Origin of the sequence: Halobacillus yeomjeoni (assembly GCF_020171525.1) — a bacterium.
Lineage (GTDB): Bacteria > Bacillota > Bacilli > Bacillales > Halobacillaceae > Halobacillus > Halobacillus yeomjeoni.
This window is the reverse complement of sequence record NZ_JAIVAI010000001.1, coordinates 1,468,869-1,492,352: the sequence shown is the minus strand read 5'-3', so window position 1 is coordinate 1,492,352 and position 23,484 is coordinate 1,468,869. Positions and strand designations below refer to the sequence as shown.

The following is a 23,484-nucleotide window of genomic DNA, read 5'->3' as shown; positions in this document are numbered from 1 at the left end:
ATGGAGGATCCGCCCATGTTCGATCATGAAAATGACAAAAAAGATATTATCGATGAGGACCTTTATGAAGAAATTGATGACGAGGAGCTTCTTGAAATCATAGAAGATGAGAAAAGAAAAGCTTGGGAAAAAGACAGGATGGACAAAGAAAAACGTTCAACCAAACGTCCATTTCCGAAATGGATTTTTTGGTTGATTGCCATCATGATGGTCACCAATGTCATTGCAGTTCTTCCTAACACCTTTTCCATCCCTGTGGTTGATTTTTTGAAGACCTCTGCTGAACTTTCTACAGATGACGAAATTAAGAGGTATAAGGATGCCGTCGTCGTAGTGGAAGCAGGACAGAGCAGGGGGACCGGTTTTTCTATTTCTGAGGATGGAACAATCTTGACCAACCACCATGTCATAGAAGGAAAGAAAAGGATTGCAGTCGCATTTCCGGATCAAGGCCTATTTGAGGCTGAGGTTGTTCACCAGTTTCCTGAGGTGGACTTAGCTGTCCTTAAAGCGAGTGGTGATTCTTTCCCATATTTAAAGCTGGCAAATAAGACTCATTTTGAAGAGAATGAACACATATCTTTCATTGGTAACCCGTTGCGATTTACCGGTATTGCCAATCAGGGAGAAATCATCGGTTACAAACAACTCAATAGTTGGAATCAACCGGTTCTTATGTTAAAGGCGCCCATATACAGAGGAAACTCTGGAAGTCCTGTGATTAATGAGGAAGGAAGAGTCATAGGAGTAGTGTTTGCGACCTTGAGAGACGAGGTCGAAGGTAAGGTTGGATTAGCTGTTCCTATTGATTACTATTATGAAAAGGTCAGAAACTGAAAGAGTGCCTCGAAGATCAACTCTCCCGAGGCACTCTTTTCGTTTCTTCTATGCGGTTTCCTACCACTGGGATAGGGTGGAATTCAAGCAATTCCGCGAAATAGAGGGAATTGTAGGTCATTCGGGTCACATCGCTTACAACGTGCTCCCAATTCTTATCACCTGATACGCTGCAAACAGCGCTTGCATGTGGGGGGAGGGTGAATCCAAGCATGGACAGGCGGTAATGCATGGACTGAGCTGCTGCACGTGAACCTTCATCTTCACCATCAGCTACAATGATTCCGCCTACTTTATTGTAAAAGATCCCCTGACCTTTTCGGTTTTTCATTTGATGATAGCCTTGAAGCCTTTCCAGAATCAAAGAAGCGAGACTGCTTTTATCTCCCATGGCTATCGGGGTGGCTAAAATGATGACATCCGCTCCGACAATCTTTTCAAAGATGAAAGGCCAGTCGTCATCACTATCCAAGCGGGATGTAATTCCGAATTTTATATCGAAATCTCTTAAGTGAATTCTCTCCACATCTATCTTTTCTTTTTGAAAAATCTTCGCAGATTGATCCAAAAGTTTTTCTGTATCTGTAATTTTTGTTCCTTTTTCTAAACTGCAATTCAAAAGGACAGCCTTCATTTTTGAACCTCCGTTTTGTTCAGGCATCTACACAAGAAATTTAACCTATTCTACTGATGGATAAACCTATACTTGAGTTGGGTTTTAGAATCAAGACCTAAGACCTATTGTAACGTTTTCAGAATTAGATGACCTTACACTACTGGTGTTTAATGAGTAATAAGCCTTATTTTTTGAAATCTATATTTAACAAAATGTAAACCTAGTGTGGTAGACCTATTTTGTTCAATTCAGTAAAATGGTCATGCTCGATACAATACCTGACACCTTTCACTCATGAAAGTGAAAATTCGACTTTAGAGACTTTGGTTGATACAGATTTGTAATACAAATGAAACAAAAAATAAAAATACGCCCAAAAATCGCTTTTTGATTGCGAAATCATGTAAAGGCTGGAGGTGATAAGGTTGATCAGACGCTTAGTAAACAACAAGCAGGACACCTCCCTGGATGATCAAGTGGCATCAGCCAAAGACGGGGATGACGAAACTCGAAACGCAATACTCAAACAGTATCAACCTTTTATCGCCAAAAGTGTTTCTGAAGTTTGTAAACGGTATATCGATCCATTAAAAGATGATGAATTCAGTATAGGGCTCTTAGCTTTTAACGAAGCCATCCAAGCCTATTCCTGTGAAAAAGGAAGTTCATTTCTTTCGTTTGCGCGCCTGGTGATCAAGCGCAAAGTCATTGACCATATAAGGAATGAACAGAAGCATCCTGTTGTCACTTCGCTTGATGAAGAAGTATATGAAGAAGAACAAATGGAAAACCCTTCTGAAGTGGCAGCGGCTAAAGACCGATACCAGTTGGATACAGAATCCTGGTACCGGAAACAAGAAATAGCTGAATTTCATGCTGAATTGAAAAAGTACAAGCTTACCTTTGATGATTTGATTGAAGCGTCCCCGAAGCATAGAGATGCAAGGGAGTCAGCTGTAGAAGTCGCTCGTCTAGTCTTTCAAGATCCACATCTGCGTGAAAAGGTCTTAGAGAAAGGACGCTTACCGATCAAGGACCTGGTTGACAAGGTTGAGGTCAGTAAGAAGACGCTTGAAAGAAATCGCAAATTCATCATCGCACTAGTGCTCATCTTTAATGGCGATTATGTTTACTTAAACGATTACCTGAAAGGGGTGGGTGTGTGAGAAAAGGTATTGTTATGGAGCAGAAAAAACGTTACATGATTATCATGACCAATGATGGTCAGTTCCATCGAGCAAAACGAATAGAAGGAGCTGAAATGGGAATGGAGGTTCAATTCGAATCCATTTCCGAGCCAAAGATGAGGGTGGTATGGACAAAAATGGTCCACAACAGTCCTTATAAAATAGCGGCTGTCGCACTAGCCTTCCTTTTAGCAATCCTTCCAATCTGGTCATGGTATGGAAATAATCAAACCTATGCTTATGTAAATATAGATATCAACCCCAGTGTTGAACTTGAAATCAATGAAAAGATGCAAGTATTAGGTATCGATCCTAAAAATGATGAAGCCAGTGAAATAGTCTCCATGATGACAAAATGGAAGAAAAAAGATGCCTCTGAGGTTGCTTTTGAATTGATACGTTTAAGTCAGGAACAAGGATATGTGAATTCCGAAAAACAAGTATTGATAGGAATCAGCTACAAAGATACCATACAATCCGATCAAGTTTCCCAGCAAATGGAGGCTTACTTAGTCGACCAATCCGCTGACTGGTCAGTCACTACATTCCTTGTCCCTGATCAGATTCGTCAAAAAGCGAATGAAAAGAACCAATCCGTCAATCAGTTCATGGCAGACCGTATAAAAGAAAAAAATGAAACAGAAGCGGAAAGTGAACCGGTTCCTGTAACGATTAAAGAGAAAGACAAAGAAATCATTCAATCGTTTTATAAAGAAGAAGATCCTTCCACTCAGGTGAAAGGAATTCAAATCAACCGGTCTTTACTTGAAAAACAACGGGTTATGACATACAAAGATAAAATCCAAAAATCAGCAGAGCAGAAGCATAGCAGCAAGAAAAAGAGTAATCACACTCAAGAACATAAGCCGTCCAAACAAGAAATTCACTCAAATGAAAAAAATAGTTCGGTTATTGTGGAAGAGGTGCCGACGCCTGCTGAAAATAAACCAGCAACACAGCAGAAACTTGATAAGCAGATAAAAAAAGGAATCACCGATCATAAAAACATAGAGAATAGTAATTAAGATTACACTCCTTACACATAGGAGTGTTTTTTTGTTGTCAAATCGGTGAATATAAAGGTAGGGTATAGAAAAAGGAGGTATTTTCACTTATGACAAAGTCCTTCCATGGGGTGAAAAACGGTGAACTGGCTGCATGCCCGAAATCACCGAATTGTGTCTCGACACAAGAGACGGATGAGGAAAAGCGCCTGGAGCCACTCCCATTCAACGGAGATTTAGAAGAGACCAAAACATATGTAAGACAAATACTTAATCAAATGGATCGAACAACGATAGAGGTGGAAGATGGAAATTACTTTCACGTGATTTCCAAAACTAAGTTGATCGGATTCAAGGATGATGTCGAATTTTATTTCGATCAAGATGCTCAACTTGTTCATTTTCGATCTGCTTCCAGGGTCGGTTATTCAGATCTTGGAGCCAATCGTAAAAGAATGGAGACATTTTCCGAATTATATCTATCACATAAAAAAGGGGAAATGTCTTCATGAATTTTGAGTATCAGTTGGCGGTCATCGGTGGAGGGTCTGGTGGTTTGACGGTAGCCGCTGGAGCTGCCAGTTTTGGAGCTGACGTGGCCTTGATCGAAAGAAAGCCCGAACTCGGCGGTGACTGCCTCCATTACGGTTGCATGCCTTCAAAAGCGTTGATTCAGGCTGCAAAGGAAGTCCACCAGGCTGACCAAGTATCCCAGCTTCCGGAAAATGAAAGGGACCGTTTATTTGAGAACGCCATGAACAGGGTGTCAGAAGCTGTCCAGGATGTACAAAACCATGATTCAAAAGAGCGTTTCATAGAGTTGGGAATCGACATTTATGAGGCTGAAGCAAGCTTCGTTGATGCTCATACTCTTCAAGTTGGTCAGGAGACGATCACAGCAAAACGGTTCGTCATAGCAACTGGCTCTTCCCCTATGATTCCTCCAATCAATGGCGTCGATCAAGTCGACTATTTAACTAATGAAACGATATTCGATATGAGAAAACGGCCGGAATCAATGGTCGTCATTGGAGGAGGCATCATCGGACTCGAGTTGTCTCAAGCGATGGCGCGTCTCGGTGTCGAAGTCACAGTAGTCGAGGGAAGTGACCATGTATTATCCAAGGAAGATGAGGAAGTCTCTCAAATGCTTGAAAAAATCGTTTCAAATGAATTGAATCTTTTAACAGGTTCGAGAGTAGAGCAGGTGGAAGCATCTGGTCGAGGGGTAGCTGTGACCTATTCCAAAGATGGTGAAGTCAATACGATCGAGGCTGAAAAGATTTTGATTGCAACGGGCCGAAAATCCAACATAGGTTCATTAGGATTGGATCGAATCGGTGTGAAAACAAGTAACGGGAAGATTGATGTTGACGCGTCTCTGAGGACAAACCTCCGCCATATTTATGCTGTCGGTGACTGTAACGGGTCGATGCCTTTTACCCATGTTGCAGGAATGGAAGGAAAAGTGACCATTTCGAATGCAGTGTTCGGTCTTTCCAGAAAAGTCTCATATGAGAAAGTCCCCTGGGTGGTCTATACAGCGCCTGAGATCTACCATTTAGGGTTGACGGAAAAAGAAGCGAAACAAAGATATGGGGACCAACTGCTTACTTTCAAAACAAAATTAGCTGATAATGACCGCTTCATGGCTGAACGTAATACCGAGGGAATTGTGAAAATCATGACAACCAATCGGGGAAGGATCGTTGGTGCTCATGCAATTGGGGAAGGTGCAGGAGAATGGATGCAGGAAGTAGGCACAATACAGGCCTTGAATAAAAAGTTTCAAAGCCTCTCCAACATCGTGCACCCTTACCCTGCAAGAAACAATATCGTTTCTCAAACCTCAGATTTATACTGGCGTGAGAAATTGTTTGATAGTTCCCTTAATAAAGCCATTCGTTGGTATGTGAGTAAATTCAGGTGAAGGGTCGAGCGGTGGGAGGAATCTCACAGCTCGATCTTTTTTATTTTCTATCTGCTTTTTTACATGGCTCTGACAGGTAGACTCCTGCAGGAAAAAGGAACTAGGTGAGGAGGCTAAAGCGTCCCCCGCGGAAAGCGGACTGTTTTCCCTGCCATCCCATGCTCTGAGTGAATAACAGACCGGCCCCCTAATTCCAGACGAGGACTATTTAGTAATTGTTTAAAATATCAACAACAGACTTTAACAGAGCCTTTTACATAAGGGAACAAGTATCAATCATAAGGCAGAGGGTTGTTGAGAAGATAGGGAATAACTAGACAGAAGTATGATTCGTTGAGTACGATAGAACCAGGATATGACAACTTGTGAAGGAGTGGGAATGGGATATGTCTAAGATTGATTTGACGCAATTTGAAAAGAAAATGATCGTTCGAAATATGCAGGATCAAGATATTGAACAGATATTCGAGCTCCAAAAATTATGTTTTCCAGGCATGGACCCTTGGAAAAGAGAACATTTAGAAAGCCATTTGAAACTGTTCCCGGAAGGGCAGTTCGTTGTTGAGTATGATGGTGAAATTATCGGAAGCTGCTCAAGCTTGATTGTGAATTTTGACGAATATGATGATAAACATACATGGGACGATATTACAGATGAAGGCTATATCACAAACCATGACCCTGATGGATATAACCTCTATGGGATTGAAATTATGGTGCATCCTGAATTCAGAAGAATGAAAATCGGCCGCCGCCTTTATGAAGCACGTAAAGAATTGGCGGCTGCCTTGAATTTGAAAAGTATCATCATCGGCGGGCGGATCCCTAATTATCATCAATACGAGAATGAAATGACTCCCCGACAATATGTGGAGGAAGTAAGGAATCAAAACATATACGATCCTGTATTGACCTTCCAAATCATGAATGGGTTCACAGTCATGAGAATCAACCCGAATTACTTGCCGGATGATGAGAAATCATCAAAATATGCCACACTAATGGAATGGAACAACATTGATTATCGAGCACGAACTAAACGTCATTTCAAAACGAGTAACCCAGTCCGGATCATGGTCATCCAGTACATGATGAAAAATATCGACTCATTCGAAGAATTTGCGAAACAATGTGAGTATTACGTCGATGTCGCTTCTGATTATGGTAGTGATTTTGCCGTATTCCCTGAAATATTCACTACACAGTTGATGTCTTTCTTAGATGAAAAAGTGCCTTCAAAAGCTGTACGGCGTCTTTCTGAGTTTACCGAGGATTACATTGAAATGTTCACCCATCTGGCTGTCAGGTACAATGTGAACATCATCGGCGGATCGCATTTTGTAGAAGAAGATGAGAAAATATACAACATTTCATACTTGTTCCGGAGAGATGGGACCATTGAGAAGCAGTATAAAATTCACGTCACACCCAACGAGCGGACATGGTGGGGGATTCAGCCAGGGGACGCCGTGAGAGTATTTGATACCGATTGCGGTAAGATCGCTATCCAAATATGTTATGACATTCAATTCCCGGAGCTTGCGAGGTTTGCTGTGGATCAAGGGGCGAATATCATCTTCGTTCCATTCTGTACAGATGATCGACAAGGGTACTTGCGGGTACGGTATTGTGCACAGGCACGAGCGGTTGAGAACCAAGTGTATACAGTAATATCCGGAACAGTCGGTAACCTCACCCAGGTGGAAAACATGGACATCCAATATGCTCAATCCGGTATTTTCACTCCTTCTGATTTTGAGTTTGCCAGAGATGGTATAATCGGTGAATGTAACCCGAATGTCGAGACCGTTGTTGTCGGTGATGTGGATTTGGAAATACTGCGCCGTCAAAGAAAGTCGGGTACGGTCCGTCAGCTCAGAGATCGGCGCAGGGATTTATTTGAATTGAAATATAAACTTGGAACAGAAATCAAACCTGAACGAACGTAAGAGGAGGAAGAAACATGCTTAAGGAACAGGTAGCTATCATTACAGGTGCTTCAAGAGGAATTGGAAAAGAAGTGGCTTTTCAATTGGCAGAAAATGATGTGAAACTTTCTTTGTTAGGAAGTTCGGATGAAGTCCATAAAACGAAACAAGAATTAGAGGAAAAAGGATATTCCAACGTTTTATCCTTCACAGCGGATGTCTGCAAAGAAGATGATGTGAATCATGTGGTGGAAGCAACCAAAAATGCGTATGGAAAAGTGGATATCCTCATAAATAATGCCGGTATCGGAGGATTCAAGGCTGTCGAAGAGGTCACGGTTGAAGAATGGAAAAAAACGTTTGAAGTAAACGTTCAAGGCGTGTTCCTCGCAAGTAAAGCAGTCCTTCCATTAATGAAGAAGCAGAATTTCGGTACGATTGTGACGGTAGCTTCAGACGTATCCCGCTATACCATCCCTGAAGGTGGATCCTTATATACAGCAACGAAATATGCCGTTCAAGGCTTTATGGGGTCTCTCGCCCAGGAAGTGCGTGGAAACGGAATCCGTGTAGGGACAGTGAATCCAGGTATGGTGGACACATACTTCGCTAATGGCACCCAGGGAGATCCGGAAAAAGCGGAATGGCTGAAGGTTCAAGATGTAGCAGAAGCGATTGTCTATATGGTACAGGCTCCAAAGCATATGGTCATCGATGAGTTACAGCTTCACCCATTAATCCAGCAGTATCCAAGAATGTAATTAAAAAAAGCGAACCGTTTTGGTTCGCTTTTTTATTTGCTTATCATGATCGTGATGGTATTTTATCTGAATATATACAGGTTTGAATGTGGCGTGGTTGATTGTGCATGGTCCAGGTAATTCAGTAAATTTTCATGGGATTCAAGCATTTCAATTTCATTGCTGGGGTAATAGCAGGAATGGAGAAACGTTTCAATTTTTTTTGATAAAAAATGATCTCTTGTCCTTACCATCAATACAAGTAAGTCGTCCCACTGCCCCCAGATCATGAAATGCAATGCTTTTTCATAATCCTGATTGTTCATCAGTTACACTTCCTTTTGAAAGGAGTGTTTTTAGTATCACCGAAGAGGGTAATCAACAATCAGGAAGTTCGTCACAGTTAGGGAAATTACGACTCGTTTTGTTGTTTTTTTCCGCACAATTTGAAAAATTTGTTATGATGGTATGGAAATGTTTTGATATAGAGAAGAAAAAGAAAGGGGGATAGCCATGAGTGAAAAGCATTGGGTGTATACCAATTTAGGTGCCGTGATCACTTTTGGCTTGTTCTTGACTTTGAGTTTCGTCACTCTCGAGTCAGGTTCATCTCATGATATCTTGATTTTAATCACTGAAATCATCGGCGGCCTTGTATTAGTCGCATCGATCGTTTCCATCATGTATATCGAGACTGATCAAAAATATGTTCCTGTTTCCATTATCTCATTTTTATCTGCCTGGTTAGTGTTTGCCTTAGGGTTTGAGCTCGGAATTCGATCTTCAACTCCTTACAAATGGATATGGTTTTTGTCCTTATACATAATTTTTATTACCGGGTTTATTTTCATGAGAAAAAGCTATACGAAAATCACAGGTGCTTTCAAAGTGCTTCCTGTTTTTTTGATGTTCATCAATGGAACATTTTTGGCATTCATTCTCTTCATCCACTTATGGTGGTCCCTGCCGTTTGCAGGGAATTAAAGGTCTTTCCACAGGGAAGGCCTTTTTATTTTGCCTATTTTGACGAATATTACTACCCCATCTCCACAGAATATTTGAATTCCTTAGAAGCATACTAGTAATAAGCTGCTAAGGAGGAATGAACAATGAAATGGAAAGCGTTCGCCATCGGTCTTTTAGCTGCTTCTTCTTTGGTTGCGTGTCAGGCAGAGCAGGAAATAGGAACCGGTGAAGGCAATTATGAAGGTGTTCAAAATACCCGCTTTCAGCGCATGGCGGATCGGATGTACGAAGGTACCGATCGTGCCAACAAATATGATAATGACCGTGGGATGGTTCACAATACGAATTACCAAGTGGCAAGAACTGCTGCGCAGAACATTACAAAAAACGTCCCTGGTGTTGATAAAGCGTATGTCTTGAAAACAAGGGATAACGCATATGTAGCAGCTGTGTTGGACAGGAACCGAGGGGCTGCAGACCTTACGGATAAGATCGAAAGAGATATTACCAAAGCAGTGAAAGATACAGATCAGGACATCAATAATGTGTATGTGTCATCAAATCCGGATTTTATCGATTTGACGAATACGTATATCAACGATGAACGAAGCGGAGAACCGATGCAGGGATTTTTCCAAGACTTCGGTCAAATGGTTGATCGGATGTTCCCAGAAGCAAGATAACCATAAACCAGAAGCCTTAGCGGGCCTCTGGTTTTTCTGCTTTCAGAATGATGAAATTCGGGGTGGTCCGGACTTTTTCATAACTTTGAGGTGAAAGGTGTTTGAATTCCTCCGTTGGGAGCGGTTCTATGATGCGGGAGAGATTGAATTGATCCATAGTCAAATTGATGATCTGGTTCAAAGGACGGCGGTAAAACTCCATCGGCACTCTCTCACCGTTTACCGTCCACTGGTCTTTGAGCAATTGAACGTCATAGTAATTTTCTACGTCAAAACGATCATAATCCATGAATGGATGGTGAGTGGAAAATAACAAAGTTCCTCCCGGTTTTAAGAGACGGGCAAATTCTTTAAAAACAGCTTCCCAATCTTTGATGTAGTGAAGGGTGAGGGAACTGACGATTACATCTAAACTTTCAGAAGCTAATGGAAATTGTGTAGAAATGTCATGAACGAATGTTGTGACGTTCAAAGTTTCCGTTCTCCTGCGGGTAGCTTCCACCATTGAATGACTGAAATCGACAGCTGTTACTACTGCGCCTTCTTCAGCCATGTATTGTGCATACCATCCAGCGGCGCATCCGGCATCCAGCACCTGTTTATCTTTTAGTGGAGGCATAGCTTCCACCATTGCCGGTCGTTCTAAGTAAGCGTTGTATGGTTTAGTGTCTACATCCCTGACATAGTGGGAAGTCAACTTTTGATAAGATTTCTTCACATTTTGATTCAAAAAATCACCACCTGAGGTTCAGTATACAGAAAAAGGGAGGATTATGGAGGGATTTGCGTTACAATAAAAAGAAACTTATCAGGGGTGCTTTGTAATGATTGTTCCAATAGAAGTGGAAAATGCTGAAGGTTATGTTGCATTAACAAAAAAACTGGAATCGGAATCAGATTTTTTATTATATGAGGAAGGAGAGCGGCCTGTCGATGGTGAGAAAATGAAATCCATGATAAGAGCCTTTCACCACCAGCCCAATTCGACGATTTTGGTCGCCATACACAATGGGGAACTTGTAGGCCATGTAATGGGTATGGGGGGAAGTGCTAAACGGAATAAGCATGTCGCTCATGTGGTTACAGGAGTTCTCAAGGAATATCACGGGCGTGGTATAGCTACTGAGCTTTTTACACATTTAGAAAATTGGGCAAGGGAGCATGAGATACACCGGTTGGAACTGACGGTCATGGTCCATAATTTCGTTGCTCTTCGTTTATATGAAAAAGTGGGCTTTCAAATAGAAGGTAAGAAAAAAGAGGTTCTCAAGGTCGATGGCCAGTGGGTTGATGAATACATAATGGCCAAACTTCTCTATTAAGGTTCTATATCTATTTTCATGAACCTTCTTCCTTCCTCATATAGTAATGTAAGCGACTATCAAGGAGGGGGACCTTTTGAAACCACAGGACCACAAAAAGCTCGAATACGCAATCCGGGAAATTACAGAAATTGCGAAGGGGTTCGGGCTGGATTTTTATCCGATGCGTTACGAAGTCTGTCCAGACGATATCATTTATACATTTGGTGCCTATGGAATGCCGACGCGCTTTTCCCACTGGAGTTTTGGAAAACAATATTACAAAATGAAGCTTCAATACGATTTAGGATTGAGCAAAATTTATGAATTAGTCATCAATTCAAATCCATGTTATGCATTCTTATTGAATTCCAACAGCTTGATCCAAAATAAATTGATTGTCGCTCATGTTCTGGCTCACTGTGATTTTTTCAAAAATAATGCCCGTTTTCAAAATACAAAGAGAGATATGGTAGAGAGTATGGCGGCCACAGCAGAGCGCATTGCTGCCTATGAAAAAATACATGGAAAAGAAGAAGTGGAGTCGTTTCTTGATGCTGTTTTAGCCATTCAGGAACACATCGATCCTTCTTTAGTAAGACCTAAGCTTGCCTGGGCAATCGGGGATGATGAAGAAAGTGTAGAACCTCTCCGGCACACCCCTTACGACGATTTGTGGAATATTGACGAATCTTCGGTAGAACAACAGCCTTTCAAAAAGAAAAAGAAATTTCCGCCTCGACCTGAGAAGGACTTGCTCTTGTTCATTGAACAATATAGTCGTGAATTGGATGACTGGCAGAGGGATATATTGACGATGATGAGAGAGGAAATGCTCTACTTCTGGCCGCAGCTTGAAACGAAAATCATGAACGAAGGATGGGCTTCCTATTGGCATGCCAGAATTTTAAGAGAGATGGAACTTACCAGTGATGAAGCCATCGAATTCGCAAAATTGAATGCGAGCGTCGTTCAGCCTTCGAAAACACAATTGAATCCTTATTACTTAGGGTTGAAAATTTTTGAAGATATTGAAGAGCGTTATGATCACCCGACAGATGAAATGAAGTCCCATGGAATTGAGCCGGGTTCCGGCCGTGAGAAAATCTTTGAGGTTCGGGAAATCGAGTCGGATCAAAGCTTTATACGCAACTATTTAACGAAAGAACTCGTCCGACGTGAGGATTTATATTTATTTCAAAAACAGGGACAAAAATATAAAATCACCGACAAAGATCACGAGGCTGTCCGTGATCAGCTGGTCACGATGAGAGTCAATGGTGGATTCCCCTACATCACAGTCCAGGATGGGGATTATGTGAAAAGCGGGGAGCTTTATTTGAAGCATCATTTTGAAGATGTTGAACTGGATATCGGTTACTTGGAAAAGGTCCTCCCGTATGTCTATCAATTGTGGGGCCGACCTGTCCATATGGAAACTCAAGTGGAAAACCGCGGTGTCGTATTCAGCTTCGGAGGGAAAAAAGTCCAGAAGAAATACTTATAGCTGCCCATTAAAACTGATTTGATCCGTCACATTAAGACGATCGAATCAGTTTTTTTCTTAGGTCGGTACGGAGACTTAAACCGTTTGACTTTGATCATGTTCCGTATTGTTTCATAGACCATTGAATAAGTGTGGTTTCATTCGTCCCCCTTACATTCGCTAAAAGTAGTCAATTTTATCAGAGGGATATCTGGTATACTTATTTTCAAGATAGCTTCGAATATATGGGGGAATAGAGCGTGAAGGGAATCCGCTTAGCTATTGTCGGTTTTGCTGTCGTCATTGCTTTCGCGTCTTATTTACATTTAGAAAACCGGACGTTCAATCAATTGAAAGATGATCAAATCTATCCTATGATTGATGAACCTAAGAACCATCCTGTCCCACTCACGGCTTCTGCAATGAAGATAAAAGACCCTGACATTCAATTGACCAGGTTTTATACCTCACAAAATCACGACAGTCTTTATTTTGGTATTTGGTACCGTGGAGATGAGCCGGTCAAAGAAATCGATAAGAATTGGAAACGCGAAAAAGGTGCGGTTCAATTTTTAGTTAAGGTCGTAGATTCAAATGGAACAACGTATAATGGAACAACTGTAGGAAATGAAGAAGGAGCTTTTTCAACTTTCCAATATGTGCAGTTGAATGACTACACTCATCATGAGGATGGGAAGGATTTAGAAGTATATTTCTATCCGATCATTCAAAAAGAAAAGCTGTCGGAACCCTATGAACATCCGGTGGCACAGGCTACTGTGAAATTGGAGTCAAAATAAATTGATCAAAGAAAGGGGTGAAGAGCAGATGATATATCTTTCAATGTTCTTCATTCCGTCTGAGAGCATAGACACGCCGTCTATGCTCTTTTTTTAACTGAAGGAGGCCGAATGATGAGATATAAAAGGGTATTATTGAAAATCAGTGGAGGCGCATTAAAAGGAGAAGGCAGTGAGAATTTTGACCATGATTGCTTGAATCATATTTCTAAAGAAATTCTATCTCTCGTCAACCAAGGAGTGGAGGTAGCGATCGTTATCGGCGGCGGGAATATTTTCAGGGGGAGAACAGCTGAAGAATGGGGAATCGATCGAGTCGAAGCGGATAACATCGGAACAATCGGAACGGTCATTAACAGTCTGATGTTACGTGGTGTTTTAAAAAGTAAAACGAAGCAGGAAGTCAGGGTAATGACTTCCATTCCCATTACATCATTGGCTGAGCCCTATATCCGCCTGAAAGCGATGCATCATTTACAAAAAGGGTATATTGTCGTTTTAGCTGGTGGAAATGGTCAGCCTTTTGTGACAACTGATTATCCGGCTGTCCAACGGGCCGTCGAGCTCGATTGTGACGCCATCCTTGTTGCAAAGCAGGGCGTAGATGGCGTATACACCGCAGATCCCAATACTCATCCTGATGTAAAGTTATACAGCACACTGAATTATGATGATATTTTACTTCAAAATATAAAAGTCATGGATCAGTCTGCCTTATTATTAGCCAGGGATCATCGATGCCCGGTGCATATTTTCAATTTCAACCATCCCCATGTTATGTTGAACTTATGCAAAGGGATCAATGTAGGGACGCTCGTCTCCAACCGGCCCACCAATTTTCAATAAGGTTTTTAGGTATATAGTCGGATATTCGACGTAAATTCCCTTTATTCGTCCAACTTCATTGATTTTTTTGATAAACTAACCGTTAATTAAATAAAGAACATCAAGGGGGATGAAGATGACAATATATGATCACGTGTTAACAGAAAGTGAGTTTGTACGTCAGAATGATCTTCGCTATCCATTTGAGGAACGTGGTTTACAATTCGGTGATGGAATTTATGAAGTGATTCGTGTTTACGGAGGATCTTATTACTTGATTAAAGAGCATGTAGAGCGTTTTTACCGTTCTGCAGAAGCTGTTAAAATCGATGTCCCTTACACTAAAAAAGAGCTTTATGAACAACTCGATGAACTGCTCGAATTGAACAAGGTAAAAGGTGATGCTAAAGTCTACCTGCAAATGACGAGAGGTTCCGCCCCCCGTGATCATGCATTCCCTTCTGAAACGAAAGCGAACTTGTATGCCTATGTCAAAGACTTACCGAGGTCGAAAGATGCCATGCTGGATGGTGTGACAGCAATCACTCATCCTGATGTCCGGTGGGATTGGTGTTATATAAAAAGCTTGAATCTTCTCCCTAATGTCATGGCGAAGCAGGCAGCTAAAGAGGAAGGTTGTTATGAAGCTGTCCTTCATAAAGACGGTGAGGTGACAGAATGCAGTTCTTCAAACGTATACCTTGTGCGGGGCGGTAAGGTTTATACTCATCCTGCTAAAAAGAATATCCTTCATGGATGTGTAAGAATGAGGATTGAAGAATTCTGTAAGGATGAAAACATTGATTTTATTGAAGAGGCTTTCCGTATAGAAGACTTCCAAGATGCTGACGAAGTGTTTTTAACCAGCAGTACCTCCGAAGTCATGCCCGTTTTGAAAGTTGATCAGCAAGTCATCGGTAACGGCCGCCCTGGTCAACTCACACGAACGCTGCAAAAATGTTATGAGAGAGATGCAGGAATTACGAAAAAAGAATCGATCTTTGCTGAAGATTTGTCAGCTTGATACTCTCATTTGTCCCGAAGCATACCAGCACAGGCTGGTATGCTTTTTGTTTTGTGACTGGGTCGATCATCTTTGGATGTGCTATAATGCCAAGGAATAAACTAATGCATGGAGGGTGCTTGATGTCTAAAGTGAATATTGAATTGACTGAAGATCAATATAAAAAGCTCGTTGAAAGTATTTTTTTAGGTACGTGGATGGTGAATTCCACTCGCATGGAACTGGATGAAGAGTTCGAAGATATGCGCGAACAAGTCTTATCTCACTACAAAGAAGCAGGTATGGAAAAAGAAATCGTCCATCAGGAGGAAGTAGGAGTGCATGATCTCGACGTCGATTATGAAGCTCAGCTATTGGATACGTATGTTGAAGAGTACGATGAATTCAGCTTCTGGGATAAACTGGTGGAAAAGTTAGCTGAAAAGCGTATGGCAGATCAATATGGAACCATTGAATCTCCTTTGACAGAAGAAATGATGCAAAAGCGTATGGAAATTGAAGAAGAGATCGGAAAGAAATTAGAAGAAACAGGAGTCACTCGTTTAGAGTTCAAAGAATAAAGCAGCACATGATGAGAGTATAAAACAAGCAAGAACTTGAAGTTCTTGCTTGCTTTACTGTATAGATTTAGACCGTTGATGCGGCCTTGACCATATATTCGCTACAGGTCTGAAAAGTTGGAAAGACCATTGGATCAAAGGTCCTAACAAGAGGGCTACAATCAGAGTCCCGAACCCGACTGGAGCTCCCAACAGGAAGCCGATCAGCGCCATCCCGGATTCTGTGAATATTCTTACTGAACTTTTGGATTGATTCGTTTTTTCATTCATAATCATCATGAAGTGGTCCAGTGGAATGCGGGGGAATGGAGTTCGCAGGTAAAGGGCTACACCTAAGGCAGTAGCAAGTAAACCGAGTGAGAAAATTCCCCACTGTGCCCACCATACTTGATAATCTACATTTTCGAGAACACCATATAAAAATATATCGACCGTCCGTCCACGAATGATGATAGGGATCAGTGATTCGAATTGCGGACGCTTTCTTTCCAGCCATGCATTGATTAGAAGCAGGATGACGAACGCAATGATCATGACGGTTCCTACTGTGATTGGAAAATGCATGGATAAGCCGACCGCGACACTATCTCCAGGACCGACTCCTAAACCGGATTGAATAATCAGCGCCAGACCAAGACTGGAAACGACGAGACCGGCGATATAAATGATAAATAAGTAAAGGTACTTCATGTCAGACTCCTTTAATACGGCCAAAATTGTGCTTTATTCATCATATACGCTGGTCTATGAGATGTAAAGGGAAGCCGCATCCGTCCTAAGGAGGCTCTCGCGAGAAGGTTGGGTTTTCAAAGCTTAAAATCATGTAAAGAGTGGAATAGTCTAGGAAAAGGAGGTTTTACATTATGCAATATGCGATAGTTACGGGGGCTTCAAGAGGATTGGGGGAATCCATTGCCCGGCAGTTGATTGAAAAAAACGTGAACATCATCGGTGTTTCACGCAATGAAAATGAAACCTTGAAAACACATGCTGAACAAAGAAACGTTGAATATACTCATATTCCATGTGATTTGAGTAATCCAGATGATTTGGAGAGTGGTCTTGATCAGATGAAAGAGATGGCTTTCCATGATGACACCCATTATGTATATTTGATCAACAATGCGGGTGTGATAGAACCAATTGATACAGTTGGGAACTTAGAGACATCTGCTGTCCAACAACATATACAAGTAAATTTGACGGCACCGATTCTTATGGTCAATCGGTTGATACAAGAAGCGAATGATAGGGATATTCGTATGTCTGTGATCAATATCACATCCGGCGCTGCTGAGAGGGCTGTACATGGATGGAGCACATACTGCAGTACAAAAGCAGCCATCAATCGATTTACGGAAACACTGGCACTTGAACAAAAAGGAAAAGGACACATTATATTAGCCTTCAGTCCAGGTGTGATGGATACAGATATGCAAGGGGAAATCCGCTCATCAAGTGAAGAACAATTTGCTGAAGTGGAGAAGTTCAAAGAGTTGAAACGTTCAGGAGCATTGAGGTCACCTGATCAAGTCGCAGCTGTCTTGTTGGATTTGATCAATCAACCCAAGGACATTGAAAATGGAAAAGTGTACAAATTATATGATTTAGTAGATTGATAAAAAAAGCAGCTTAGGTTGATGAGATTTACCACGGACCTAAGCTGCTTTTCTTATTCTTAAGGTTCTGTTAGAGGCTGTTGTTGACAAACGATTTCTTACAATTCTACTCGTATGGGAGTGCAGGTTCAGTCCGTTCTTAATCCAAAGTGTGGGAGGGAAGGGAAAACAGTCCGCTTTAGCATCCTCAAACTTCGTTTTCCGGGGTCTCACCTAATCACATGTGAATCTTACAGTAACTGAACTTTTTTTAAAACTAATGCTCAATAATTTTAATTTTACATTCATTGTCTCTGCCTGCTTGTATCGATACCTTTCCTCCAATCGGGAAAGTGAATTGAGGAGTGGTATGCCCGAAGCTTGCTTGTGCAATGATCGGTAGACCTTTCAACTCCTGCTTGGATTCAATGATTTCACGCAATAATTCTATAGAAAGACCTGATTTTTCTTGAAACCGTCCAAGGACGATTCCTTTCACTTTATCAAAACCCGGTTGATGGAGAAGGGATTGGAGATCACGGTCAAAGGTTTGGGGAATTGTCATTTCATCATCTTCAAGGAAGAGGATGGTATCCTCCAGAGGAGGCATGTATTCCGTGCCCTGAAGTAAATTCAATGTACATAAATTTCCTCCGATTGAAGTCCCTTCGGATTTACCTTCCTGTAATACTACATAGCCTTCGTTTGTATGGAAAGTGCGGTTTTGCTGATCCATATACCAAGGGTCATCGCTCCAATGGTCAGCCGGATGGATATCCAAATTCTTTTGATCAGTGAATATGTGAACGAAGTGATCCCAAGTATAATCAATTCCTTTTTCCATACCGAATGTAGAATAATGAGGACCACTGTACGTGACTAACCCCGTCTTCTTATAAATAGCATTTGATAATACGGTAATATCGGAGAAGCCACACAATATTTTAGGATTATCCTTGATCATATCGAAATCCAAATATTTCAGGAGTTGATTGCTGTTGAACCCGCCAATTGTCGTCAAAATCATTTTCACATCAGGGTCACGGAATGCTTCATGAAGGTCATGGACTCTTTTTTCTATCGGAATGGATAGTCGGTTGTCATCAGCTTCAGCGTATTGACTGAAGGTCACCGAGACTCCAAGCTTTTCAATCCGCCGTTTAGCAAGCGCTCTTTGATCAGGTGCAATCATAGTTAAGCTTTCCGCAGGAGAAATGACCCTTACTTCGTCACCTTGCTTCAGCTTGTCGGGGTACATAAAAATCCATCCTCCTTATATGCAGTCAATTTACTTTTTCAAAATGAACCCTTGAAAGTGTGTCGGACCTCCGTCTTCATGTTTGATAGGAATTTTGTGAAATGCATCTATTTTAAAGTGTTCACTCAAAATCCGCTCGATTTCTTCATCTTGATAAAATGAAAAGAATCGTTTCGGGGAATGAAAATCCTTCTCCCACACCCCTTCGTGATCGATTCCTCCATAGACACCGAAATAAAACAACCCTTCCGGTTCAAGCACGCGTTTGATGTCGTTCAAAACGGCGGTGATGTTGTCTTTCGGGACATGCAGCAGTGTATTCAATGCCCACACTCCACTGAAGGTATTCTCTTCAAAAGAAAGTTCATCAAAACTCATGACTTCTGCTTTCAGCCCTTTTTCTTTGCATTTCTGTACCATTTCCGGGGATAAGTCGATGGCAAGGACATCCAACCCTGAATCTTGGAAGAACTTACTGTCTTTGCCTGGTCCTGCACCGAGTTCCAGCACGTTCGTCTTTCCATTATGTAACAACCGATTTAAAAAGTCCTGTCGCTCGAATACCTTCCATGTTTGGATGCTGGACTCATTTCTATTATCTGCTTGATTATTATAAGCGTCCGCCAATTGTTTTTTGATGATTTCGTAATTAGCCATAGATTACTGATACCTCCTATAGGTCAAGATCAACATACCGTCATCGAATTTATTGACATCGGTCAAATCGAGTTGTTGTTCCATCTCGTTTTTCTCAAAAAGAGGAATACCCTTACCGATTAACGTCGGTTGAATGGCAATTTGAAACTCATCTATTAAACCGAGGCTGATGAAAAGGTGGATCAACTGAGCACCACCCACTAGCCAGATGGTTTTGTCCTGGTCATTTTTCAAGACTTCAATTAAAGGAGATATCTGTTCAGGCTGTATGTAAGTTGCATATTCATCATAACCTTCTTTCATCCGACTGACGACGTATACATCTTTGTCCTTGTACGGAAACTCTTCCGCTAATTCAAAAATATGTTCATAAGTTTTCCGCCCCATAATGACGGTGTTGACATTCTCGAAAAATGTATCGAATCCGTAATCCTGTTCATCTCTAAGCCAATCAATATCTCCATTTTCTCGTGATATGTATCCATCCAGGCTTTGTGCAATATACAATACTACTTCTCCCAAATTCATCCCCACCCTCAGACATAGTTTGTTTCAGAGTATAAGTATATCATTTCTAGTATGGAGAGTTTCCGGAAAAATAAAAAGCGCCCACAGAAGGACGCTTTTTACTCTTTGTTGTTTTTAAGAAACATATAAAGGGAAGCACCAAATATAGTGATATATCCGAGTATGCTTAACCAGTCCGGTACTTGATCGAACAAAATGATGCTGATCAATGCAGAATAGACGACGGTCGAATAAAAGAAGATGGATATTTCTCTGGCTGGTGCAAATTTATATGCAATCGTCAAACCGAATTGACCCAATGTGGCGAAGCCGCCGGCAGAAAGCAGATAAATCCACTGCTTAGCGGTCATTGGTTCATAAAAAGCGATTGTGAAAGGAAGCAATGTGACAGTAGTGAAGAATGAAAAGTAAAACACCACCGTATAAAACTTTTCTTTATCACCGAGCACTCTTAGGAGGGTGTAGGCACCAGCTGCAAAAACTGCTGAAAAGATTCCTGCCAGGTAAGGTATGAACTCAAGAGAAAAGGCAGGCTTGATGATGAATAAGGTACCTATGAATGCAATGATGATAGAAACGATTTGATAAGGTCTTGCTTTTTCTTTCAGGAAAATCGCCGAAAAGATAATCAATAAAAATGGGCTCAATTTATTCAGCATGTCCGCATCGGATAAGACCAAGTTGTCGATGGCATAGAAAAATAAAACCATGCCGATGGTCCCGAGAGCCGAACGGGAAAGAAGCAGCACTTGGTTTTCTTTTTTTCCGAATAAGCGTTCTTTATTATATATGACAAATCCGAATGCGATGACAGCAGAGACGACATTACGAAACAGGGTCTTCTGCACGGTTGGAACGTCTCCCGACAGCTTGACGAGAGCAGCCATCATCGAAAATCCGAAAGCGGAAATCAATAATAAAAGAATTCCTTTATTCCGATCGCTCATAAGCCAGCCTCCATTAATTCTTAGGTTGTTCAAAAATCACCCTTATCATCCTAATACAAATACACGGTAATTGAAAGACGAAAAGCTGCATATTCGAGTTAATTCTACAAAATATTACACAATGTGACATTTAGCAGGGCTTTAGTTATACTTAGATTAAGTGAAAATCGATTTGAAAGGATGAGGGCGGTGGTCATATCTCAACGAGTATTCTGGAACACGAGAGTCATACAGAATAATCGCCAGCTTTTTAATGAGGAACAAGCTACTATAGACTTACATCCAGAAAAAATTGTGACACCGACTGAGACTTTTCAGAGGAAGCAAGTTTTTGATGCTTCTTATAGGAAATCTGGAGGTACATATGGTTTCTTATATTTACATACCATAAAAGGGGTACGTACTTTCATGGTAAAGGAGTCTCCTGAGCCTTGGATTACAGCATTTCATCACAGCAGAAAATAAACTAGTACTAAGTGCAAACTGGCGATTGAGAGGTATATAATGGAGATTCTTGAAGAGAACAGTAGAATATATATGAGAGAATTGGTTTTAGAGGATTGGGAGGATCTGCATGTCTATGCTTCCAACAAAGAAGCGTGTAAATATCAACCATGGGGTCCGAACACCGAAGCTGATTCTCGTTTTTTTGTCACTCAGGCCATACGGGATCGCAACATAAAGTTCCGGAGCCGTTTCGTATTTGTCATCGTGGATAAACAAATGGAACAGATTGTAGGAAATATCGAATTGAACATCAAAGATTGGGACGGGGTGGGGGAACTAGGGTTCATTATCCACCACGAACATTGGGGGAAAGGATATGGGACAGAAGCCCTCCAATTGATGCTTGATTATTGTTTCTTTCAACAAAACCTACATCGTGTCAGTGCACACTGTTTACCTGAAAATGTTGCATCCTGCAGAGTTTTGGAAAAAGTGGGGATGGTGAAAGAGGGAGTGTTGCGGCAGGAGATTTTGTTGAACGGAACGTGGAGGGACTCTGTCGTTTATAGTGTTTTGAAAGATGAATGGGTAGAGTGAAAAAAGAGTGATTCTCAATAATATGAGAATCACTCTTTTTAATTTAATGATTGGATACCGTAGCATTTGCTGCGAGACGTTTCATGAGTTGTGAGCTGTCTTTATTTAATCCAACCACTTTGACATCTATATCATTCTCTTTGAATTTCAAAACAAGTTTATCTATAGCAGCAACTGCGGAATCATCCCATATGTGAGCATTCGAGAAGTTGATTTCAACTTGTTTCGCTTCAATGTTGAAGTCGAAATGCTTCAGCAGATTATCAGTTGAAGCGAAGAATACTTGTCCACTGACATTGTAAACCATCTTCATCGTTTCTTTTTCAAATGTTTCATCTACATAAACTTTGGATATCTTTGCAACGAAGAAGATTGCACTCAAAATCACGCCTGCTAGAACACCTTTGGATAAATCGTGCGTTTTGACTACCGTCCCGACAGTAACAACCATGACGACGGAATCTGTAATCGGCGCTTTGTTGAACTTCGTCAATGAGCTCCAATCAAAAGTTCCAATCGATACCATAACCATGACTCCCACTAGAACTCCCATCGGAATTTGAACGAGAAGGTCGTTGAACACAATGATCAGGAGCATCATGAAAATTCCTGCGATCAATGTAGAAAGACGGCCTCGTCCTCCGGATGAAACGTTGATGACGGATTGTCCGATCATAGCACAGCCTGCCATACCTCCGAAGAAGCCGGAGACGACGTTTGCTACACCTTGTCCACGCGCTTCTTTGTTTTTGTCACTGACAGTATCGGTCATGTCATCTACAATTTGAGCGGTCAATAAGGACTCAAGCAAACCAACGAAAGCTAGAGCTAGTGAAATCGGGAAGATGATTTCAAGTGTTTGGAAGGTCAATGGAATATCCGGTAATAAGAAGATTGGTAATGTGCTTGAAAGCTCTCCCATATCTCCTACAGTTTTCATATCCGTTCCTGTCGTAATCACTACAATCGTCATAATAATAATGGCGACAAGTGGAGAAGGAACAGCTTTCGTAAATCTTGGGAGTATATAGATAATGGCTAATGAACCTGCGACCATTGCATACATCATCCATCCTGCACCCACAAAGTGAGGAAGTTGTGATGTGAAAATCAAAATAGCTAGCGCGTTCACGAATCCTACCATGACAGAACGTGGAATGAATTTCATGAACTGGCCGATTTTCAACGCGCCTAAGACGAACTGAATAATTCCGGTTAAAATCGTAGCAGCCAGTAAATACTCCAAACCATGATCTTTGACGAGTGTTACCATCAATAAGGCCATGGCACCGGTTGCTGCTGAGATCATCCCAGGACGGCCACCCATAAATGCAATAACGACGGCGATACAGAAGGAAGCGTACAAACCTACCATGGGGTCGACTCCAGCGATGATAGAGAAAGCGATCGCTTCAGGGATGAGTGCCATTGCGACGACCATGCCTGAAAGCGTATCGTTTTTTACGTTCCCGAACCATTGTTGTTTAATTGTTTGTGTGTTCAATTGCGCACCTCTTTCTTTACTTTTTGAAACTGCGCTGTCCAAAACAGCGCTAAAATCCGGC

At 41.4% G+C, this 23,484-nt stretch carries 26 protein-coding genes; 17 read left to right on the top strand and 9 right to left on the bottom strand.

Features of this window, described 5'->3' with window-relative positions; genetic code table 11:
- Positions 1 to 15 precede the first annotated feature (15 nt).
- Entirely contained in the window at positions 16 to 837 is an 822-nt protein-coding gene (locus tag LCL89_RS07770) for a S1C family serine protease (RefSeq protein ID WP_224809387.1), read from the top strand.
- A gap of 16 nt (positions 838 to 853) precedes the next feature.
- On the opposite strand, the gene LCL89_RS07765 is transcribed toward LCL89_RS07770, so the two are convergent.
- Positions 854 to 1,471: a flavodoxin family protein gene (locus tag LCL89_RS07765; RefSeq protein ID WP_197315294.1), complete on the bottom strand. Its 618-nt coding sequence runs from the start codon at positions 1,469 to 1,471 to the stop codon at positions 854 to 856.
- A gap of 407 nt (positions 1,472 to 1,878) precedes the next feature.
- On the opposite strand from LCL89_RS07765, the gene sigI reads away from it, so the two are divergent.
- The 6 genes from sigI (at position 1,879) to LCL89_RS07735 (ending at position 8,263) form a co-directional block, all read left to right on the top strand.
- Positions 1,879 to 2,619, top strand: coding sequence for an RNA polymerase sigma-I factor (sigI, locus tag LCL89_RS07760; protein WP_224809384.1), 741 nt, complete (start codon positions 1,879 to 1,881; stop codon positions 2,617 to 2,619).
- Entirely contained in the window at positions 2,616 to 3,665 is a 1,050-nt protein-coding gene (locus LCL89_RS07755) for an anti-sigma factor domain-containing protein (protein ID WP_449768875.1), read from the top strand. The genes sigI and LCL89_RS07755 overlap by 4 nt, the downstream gene beginning before the upstream one ends.
- Before the next feature lie 89 nt (positions 3,666 to 3,754).
- Positions 3,755 to 4,156 (top strand): DUF1499 domain-containing protein, encoded by a 402-nt coding sequence (locus tag LCL89_RS07750; protein ID WP_224809370.1) that lies wholly within the window; start codon positions 3,755 to 3,757, stop codon positions 4,154 to 4,156.
- Positions 4,153 to 5,574 (top strand): dihydrolipoyl dehydrogenase family protein, encoded by a 1,422-nt coding sequence (locus LCL89_RS07745; protein ID WP_224809368.1) that lies wholly within the window; start codon positions 4,153 to 4,155, stop codon positions 5,572 to 5,574. The genes LCL89_RS07750 and LCL89_RS07745 overlap by 4 nt, the downstream gene beginning before the upstream one ends.
- Positions 5,575 to 5,960: 386 nt before the next feature.
- Positions 5,961 to 7,523, top strand: a complete 1,563-nt coding sequence (locus LCL89_RS07740; protein WP_224809366.1) for a GNAT family N-acetyltransferase — start codon at positions 5,961 to 5,963, stop codon at positions 7,521 to 7,523.
- A gap of 14 nt (positions 7,524 to 7,537) precedes the next feature.
- Positions 7,538 to 8,263, top strand: coding sequence for an SDR family oxidoreductase (locus LCL89_RS07735; protein WP_224809364.1), 726 nt, complete (start codon positions 7,538 to 7,540; stop codon positions 8,261 to 8,263).
- 62 nt (positions 8,264 to 8,325) lie between these two features.
- Here the strand turns inward: LCL89_RS07735 and LCL89_RS07730 are convergent, their stop codons facing one another.
- A complete protein-coding gene (locus LCL89_RS07730) occupies positions 8,326 to 8,568 on the bottom strand; it encodes a YhdB family protein (RefSeq protein ID WP_197315301.1) in 243 nt (80 codons plus the stop codon).
- A gap of 187 nt (positions 8,569 to 8,755) precedes the next feature.
- On the opposite strand from LCL89_RS07730, the gene LCL89_RS07725 reads away from it, so the two are divergent.
- Positions 8,756 to 9,226 carry a hypothetical protein gene (locus LCL89_RS07725; protein WP_224809362.1) on the top strand — a complete coding sequence of 157 codons (471 nt, stop codon included), beginning with the start codon at positions 8,756 to 8,758 and terminating at the stop codon, positions 9,224 to 9,226.
- 125 nt (positions 9,227 to 9,351) lie between these two features.
- Positions 9,352 to 9,891, top strand: coding sequence for a YhcN/YlaJ family sporulation lipoprotein (locus tag LCL89_RS07720; protein ID WP_224809360.1), 540 nt, complete (start codon positions 9,352 to 9,354; stop codon positions 9,889 to 9,891).
- Positions 9,892 to 9,907: 16 nt separating this feature from the next.
- Here the strand turns inward: LCL89_RS07720 and LCL89_RS07715 are convergent, their stop codons facing one another.
- Positions 9,908 to 10,621 carry a class I SAM-dependent methyltransferase gene (locus LCL89_RS07715; protein WP_224809352.1) on the bottom strand — a complete coding sequence of 238 codons (714 nt, stop codon included), beginning with the start codon at positions 10,619 to 10,621 and terminating at the stop codon, positions 9,908 to 9,910.
- A 94-nt stretch (positions 10,622 to 10,715) separates the two neighbouring features.
- On the opposite strand from LCL89_RS07715, the gene LCL89_RS07710 reads away from it, so the two are divergent.
- From LCL89_RS07710 to LCL89_RS07685, 6 genes are all read left to right on the top strand, one after another.
- Positions 10,716 to 11,213 (top strand): GNAT family N-acetyltransferase, encoded by a 498-nt coding sequence (locus LCL89_RS07710; RefSeq protein ID WP_224809350.1) that lies wholly within the window; start codon positions 10,716 to 10,718, stop codon positions 11,211 to 11,213.
- Between the two features lie 76 nt (positions 11,214 to 11,289).
- Positions 11,290 to 12,699 carry a SpoVR family protein gene (locus tag LCL89_RS07705; protein WP_224809348.1) on the top strand — a complete coding sequence of 470 codons (1,410 nt, stop codon included), beginning with the start codon at positions 11,290 to 11,292 and terminating at the stop codon, positions 12,697 to 12,699.
- A 239-nt stretch (positions 12,700 to 12,938) separates the two neighbouring features.
- Positions 12,939 to 13,478: a hypothetical protein gene (locus LCL89_RS07700; protein ID WP_224809346.1), complete on the top strand. Its 540-nt coding sequence runs from the start codon at positions 12,939 to 12,941 to the stop codon at positions 13,476 to 13,478.
- 111 nt (positions 13,479 to 13,589) lie between these two features.
- Positions 13,590 to 14,324 carry a UMP kinase gene (pyrH, locus tag LCL89_RS07695; protein ID WP_224809343.1) on the top strand — a complete coding sequence of 245 codons (735 nt, stop codon included), beginning with the start codon at positions 13,590 to 13,592 and terminating at the stop codon, positions 14,322 to 14,324.
- 115 nt (positions 14,325 to 14,439) lie between these two features.
- A complete protein-coding gene (gene dat / locus LCL89_RS07690; RefSeq protein ID WP_224809334.1) occupies positions 14,440 to 15,327 on the top strand; it encodes a D-amino-acid transaminase in 888 nt (295 codons plus the stop codon).
- Positions 15,328 to 15,449: 122 nt separating this feature from the next.
- Positions 15,450 to 15,887: a hypothetical protein gene (locus tag LCL89_RS07685; RefSeq protein WP_224809332.1), complete on the top strand. Its 438-nt coding sequence runs from the start codon at positions 15,450 to 15,452 to the stop codon at positions 15,885 to 15,887.
- A 54-nt stretch (positions 15,888 to 15,941) separates the two neighbouring features.
- Here LCL89_RS07685 and LCL89_RS07680 read toward each other — a convergent pair whose 3' ends face one another.
- A complete protein-coding gene (locus LCL89_RS07680) occupies positions 15,942 to 16,577 on the bottom strand; it encodes a YczE/YyaS/YitT family protein (RefSeq protein WP_224809331.1) in 636 nt (211 codons plus the stop codon).
- A 173-nt stretch (positions 16,578 to 16,750) separates the two neighbouring features.
- On the opposite strand from LCL89_RS07680, the gene LCL89_RS07675 reads away from it, so the two are divergent.
- Positions 16,751 to 17,506, top strand: a complete 756-nt coding sequence (locus LCL89_RS07675) for a (S)-benzoin forming benzil reductase (protein WP_224809329.1) — start codon at positions 16,751 to 16,753, stop codon at positions 17,504 to 17,506.
- A gap of 256 nt (positions 17,507 to 17,762) precedes the next feature.
- Here the strand turns inward: LCL89_RS07675 and LCL89_RS07670 are convergent, their stop codons facing one another.
- The 4 genes from LCL89_RS07670 to LCL89_RS07655 all read right to left on the bottom strand — a co-directional run bounded on the left by LCL89_RS07670 (position 17,763) and on the right by LCL89_RS07655 (position 20,875).
- A complete protein-coding gene (locus LCL89_RS07670) occupies positions 17,763 to 18,743 on the bottom strand; it encodes a S66 family peptidase (RefSeq protein ID WP_224809327.1) in 981 nt (326 codons plus the stop codon).
- 30 nt (positions 18,744 to 18,773) lie between these two features.
- Positions 18,774 to 19,400 carry a class I SAM-dependent methyltransferase gene (locus tag LCL89_RS07665; protein WP_224809325.1) on the bottom strand — a complete coding sequence of 209 codons (627 nt, stop codon included), beginning with the start codon at positions 19,398 to 19,400 and terminating at the stop codon, positions 18,774 to 18,776.
- 3 nt (positions 19,401 to 19,403) lie between these two features.
- Positions 19,404 to 19,922 (bottom strand): dihydrofolate reductase family protein, encoded by a 519-nt coding sequence (locus LCL89_RS07660; RefSeq protein WP_404813407.1) that lies wholly within the window; start codon positions 19,920 to 19,922, stop codon positions 19,404 to 19,406.
- Positions 19,923 to 20,026: 104 nt separating this feature from the next.
- On the bottom strand, positions 20,027 to 20,875 hold the full coding sequence (locus LCL89_RS07655; protein ID WP_197315316.1) for a DMT family transporter: 849 nt from the start codon (positions 20,873 to 20,875) through the stop codon (positions 20,027 to 20,029).
- A gap of 537 nt (positions 20,876 to 21,412) precedes the next feature.
- Between LCL89_RS07655 and LCL89_RS07650 the strand changes: the two genes are divergently transcribed.
- Entirely contained in the window at positions 21,413 to 21,919 is a 507-nt protein-coding gene (locus LCL89_RS07650) for a GNAT family N-acetyltransferase (protein WP_263620641.1), read from the top strand.
- Between the two features lie 43 nt (positions 21,920 to 21,962).
- On the opposite strand, the gene LCL89_RS07645 is transcribed toward LCL89_RS07650, so the two are convergent.
- Entirely contained in the window at positions 21,963 to 23,423 is a 1,461-nt protein-coding gene (locus tag LCL89_RS07645) for a SulP family inorganic anion transporter (RefSeq protein WP_197315318.1), read from the bottom strand.
- Between the last annotated feature and the right edge of the window lie 61 nt (positions 23,424 to 23,484).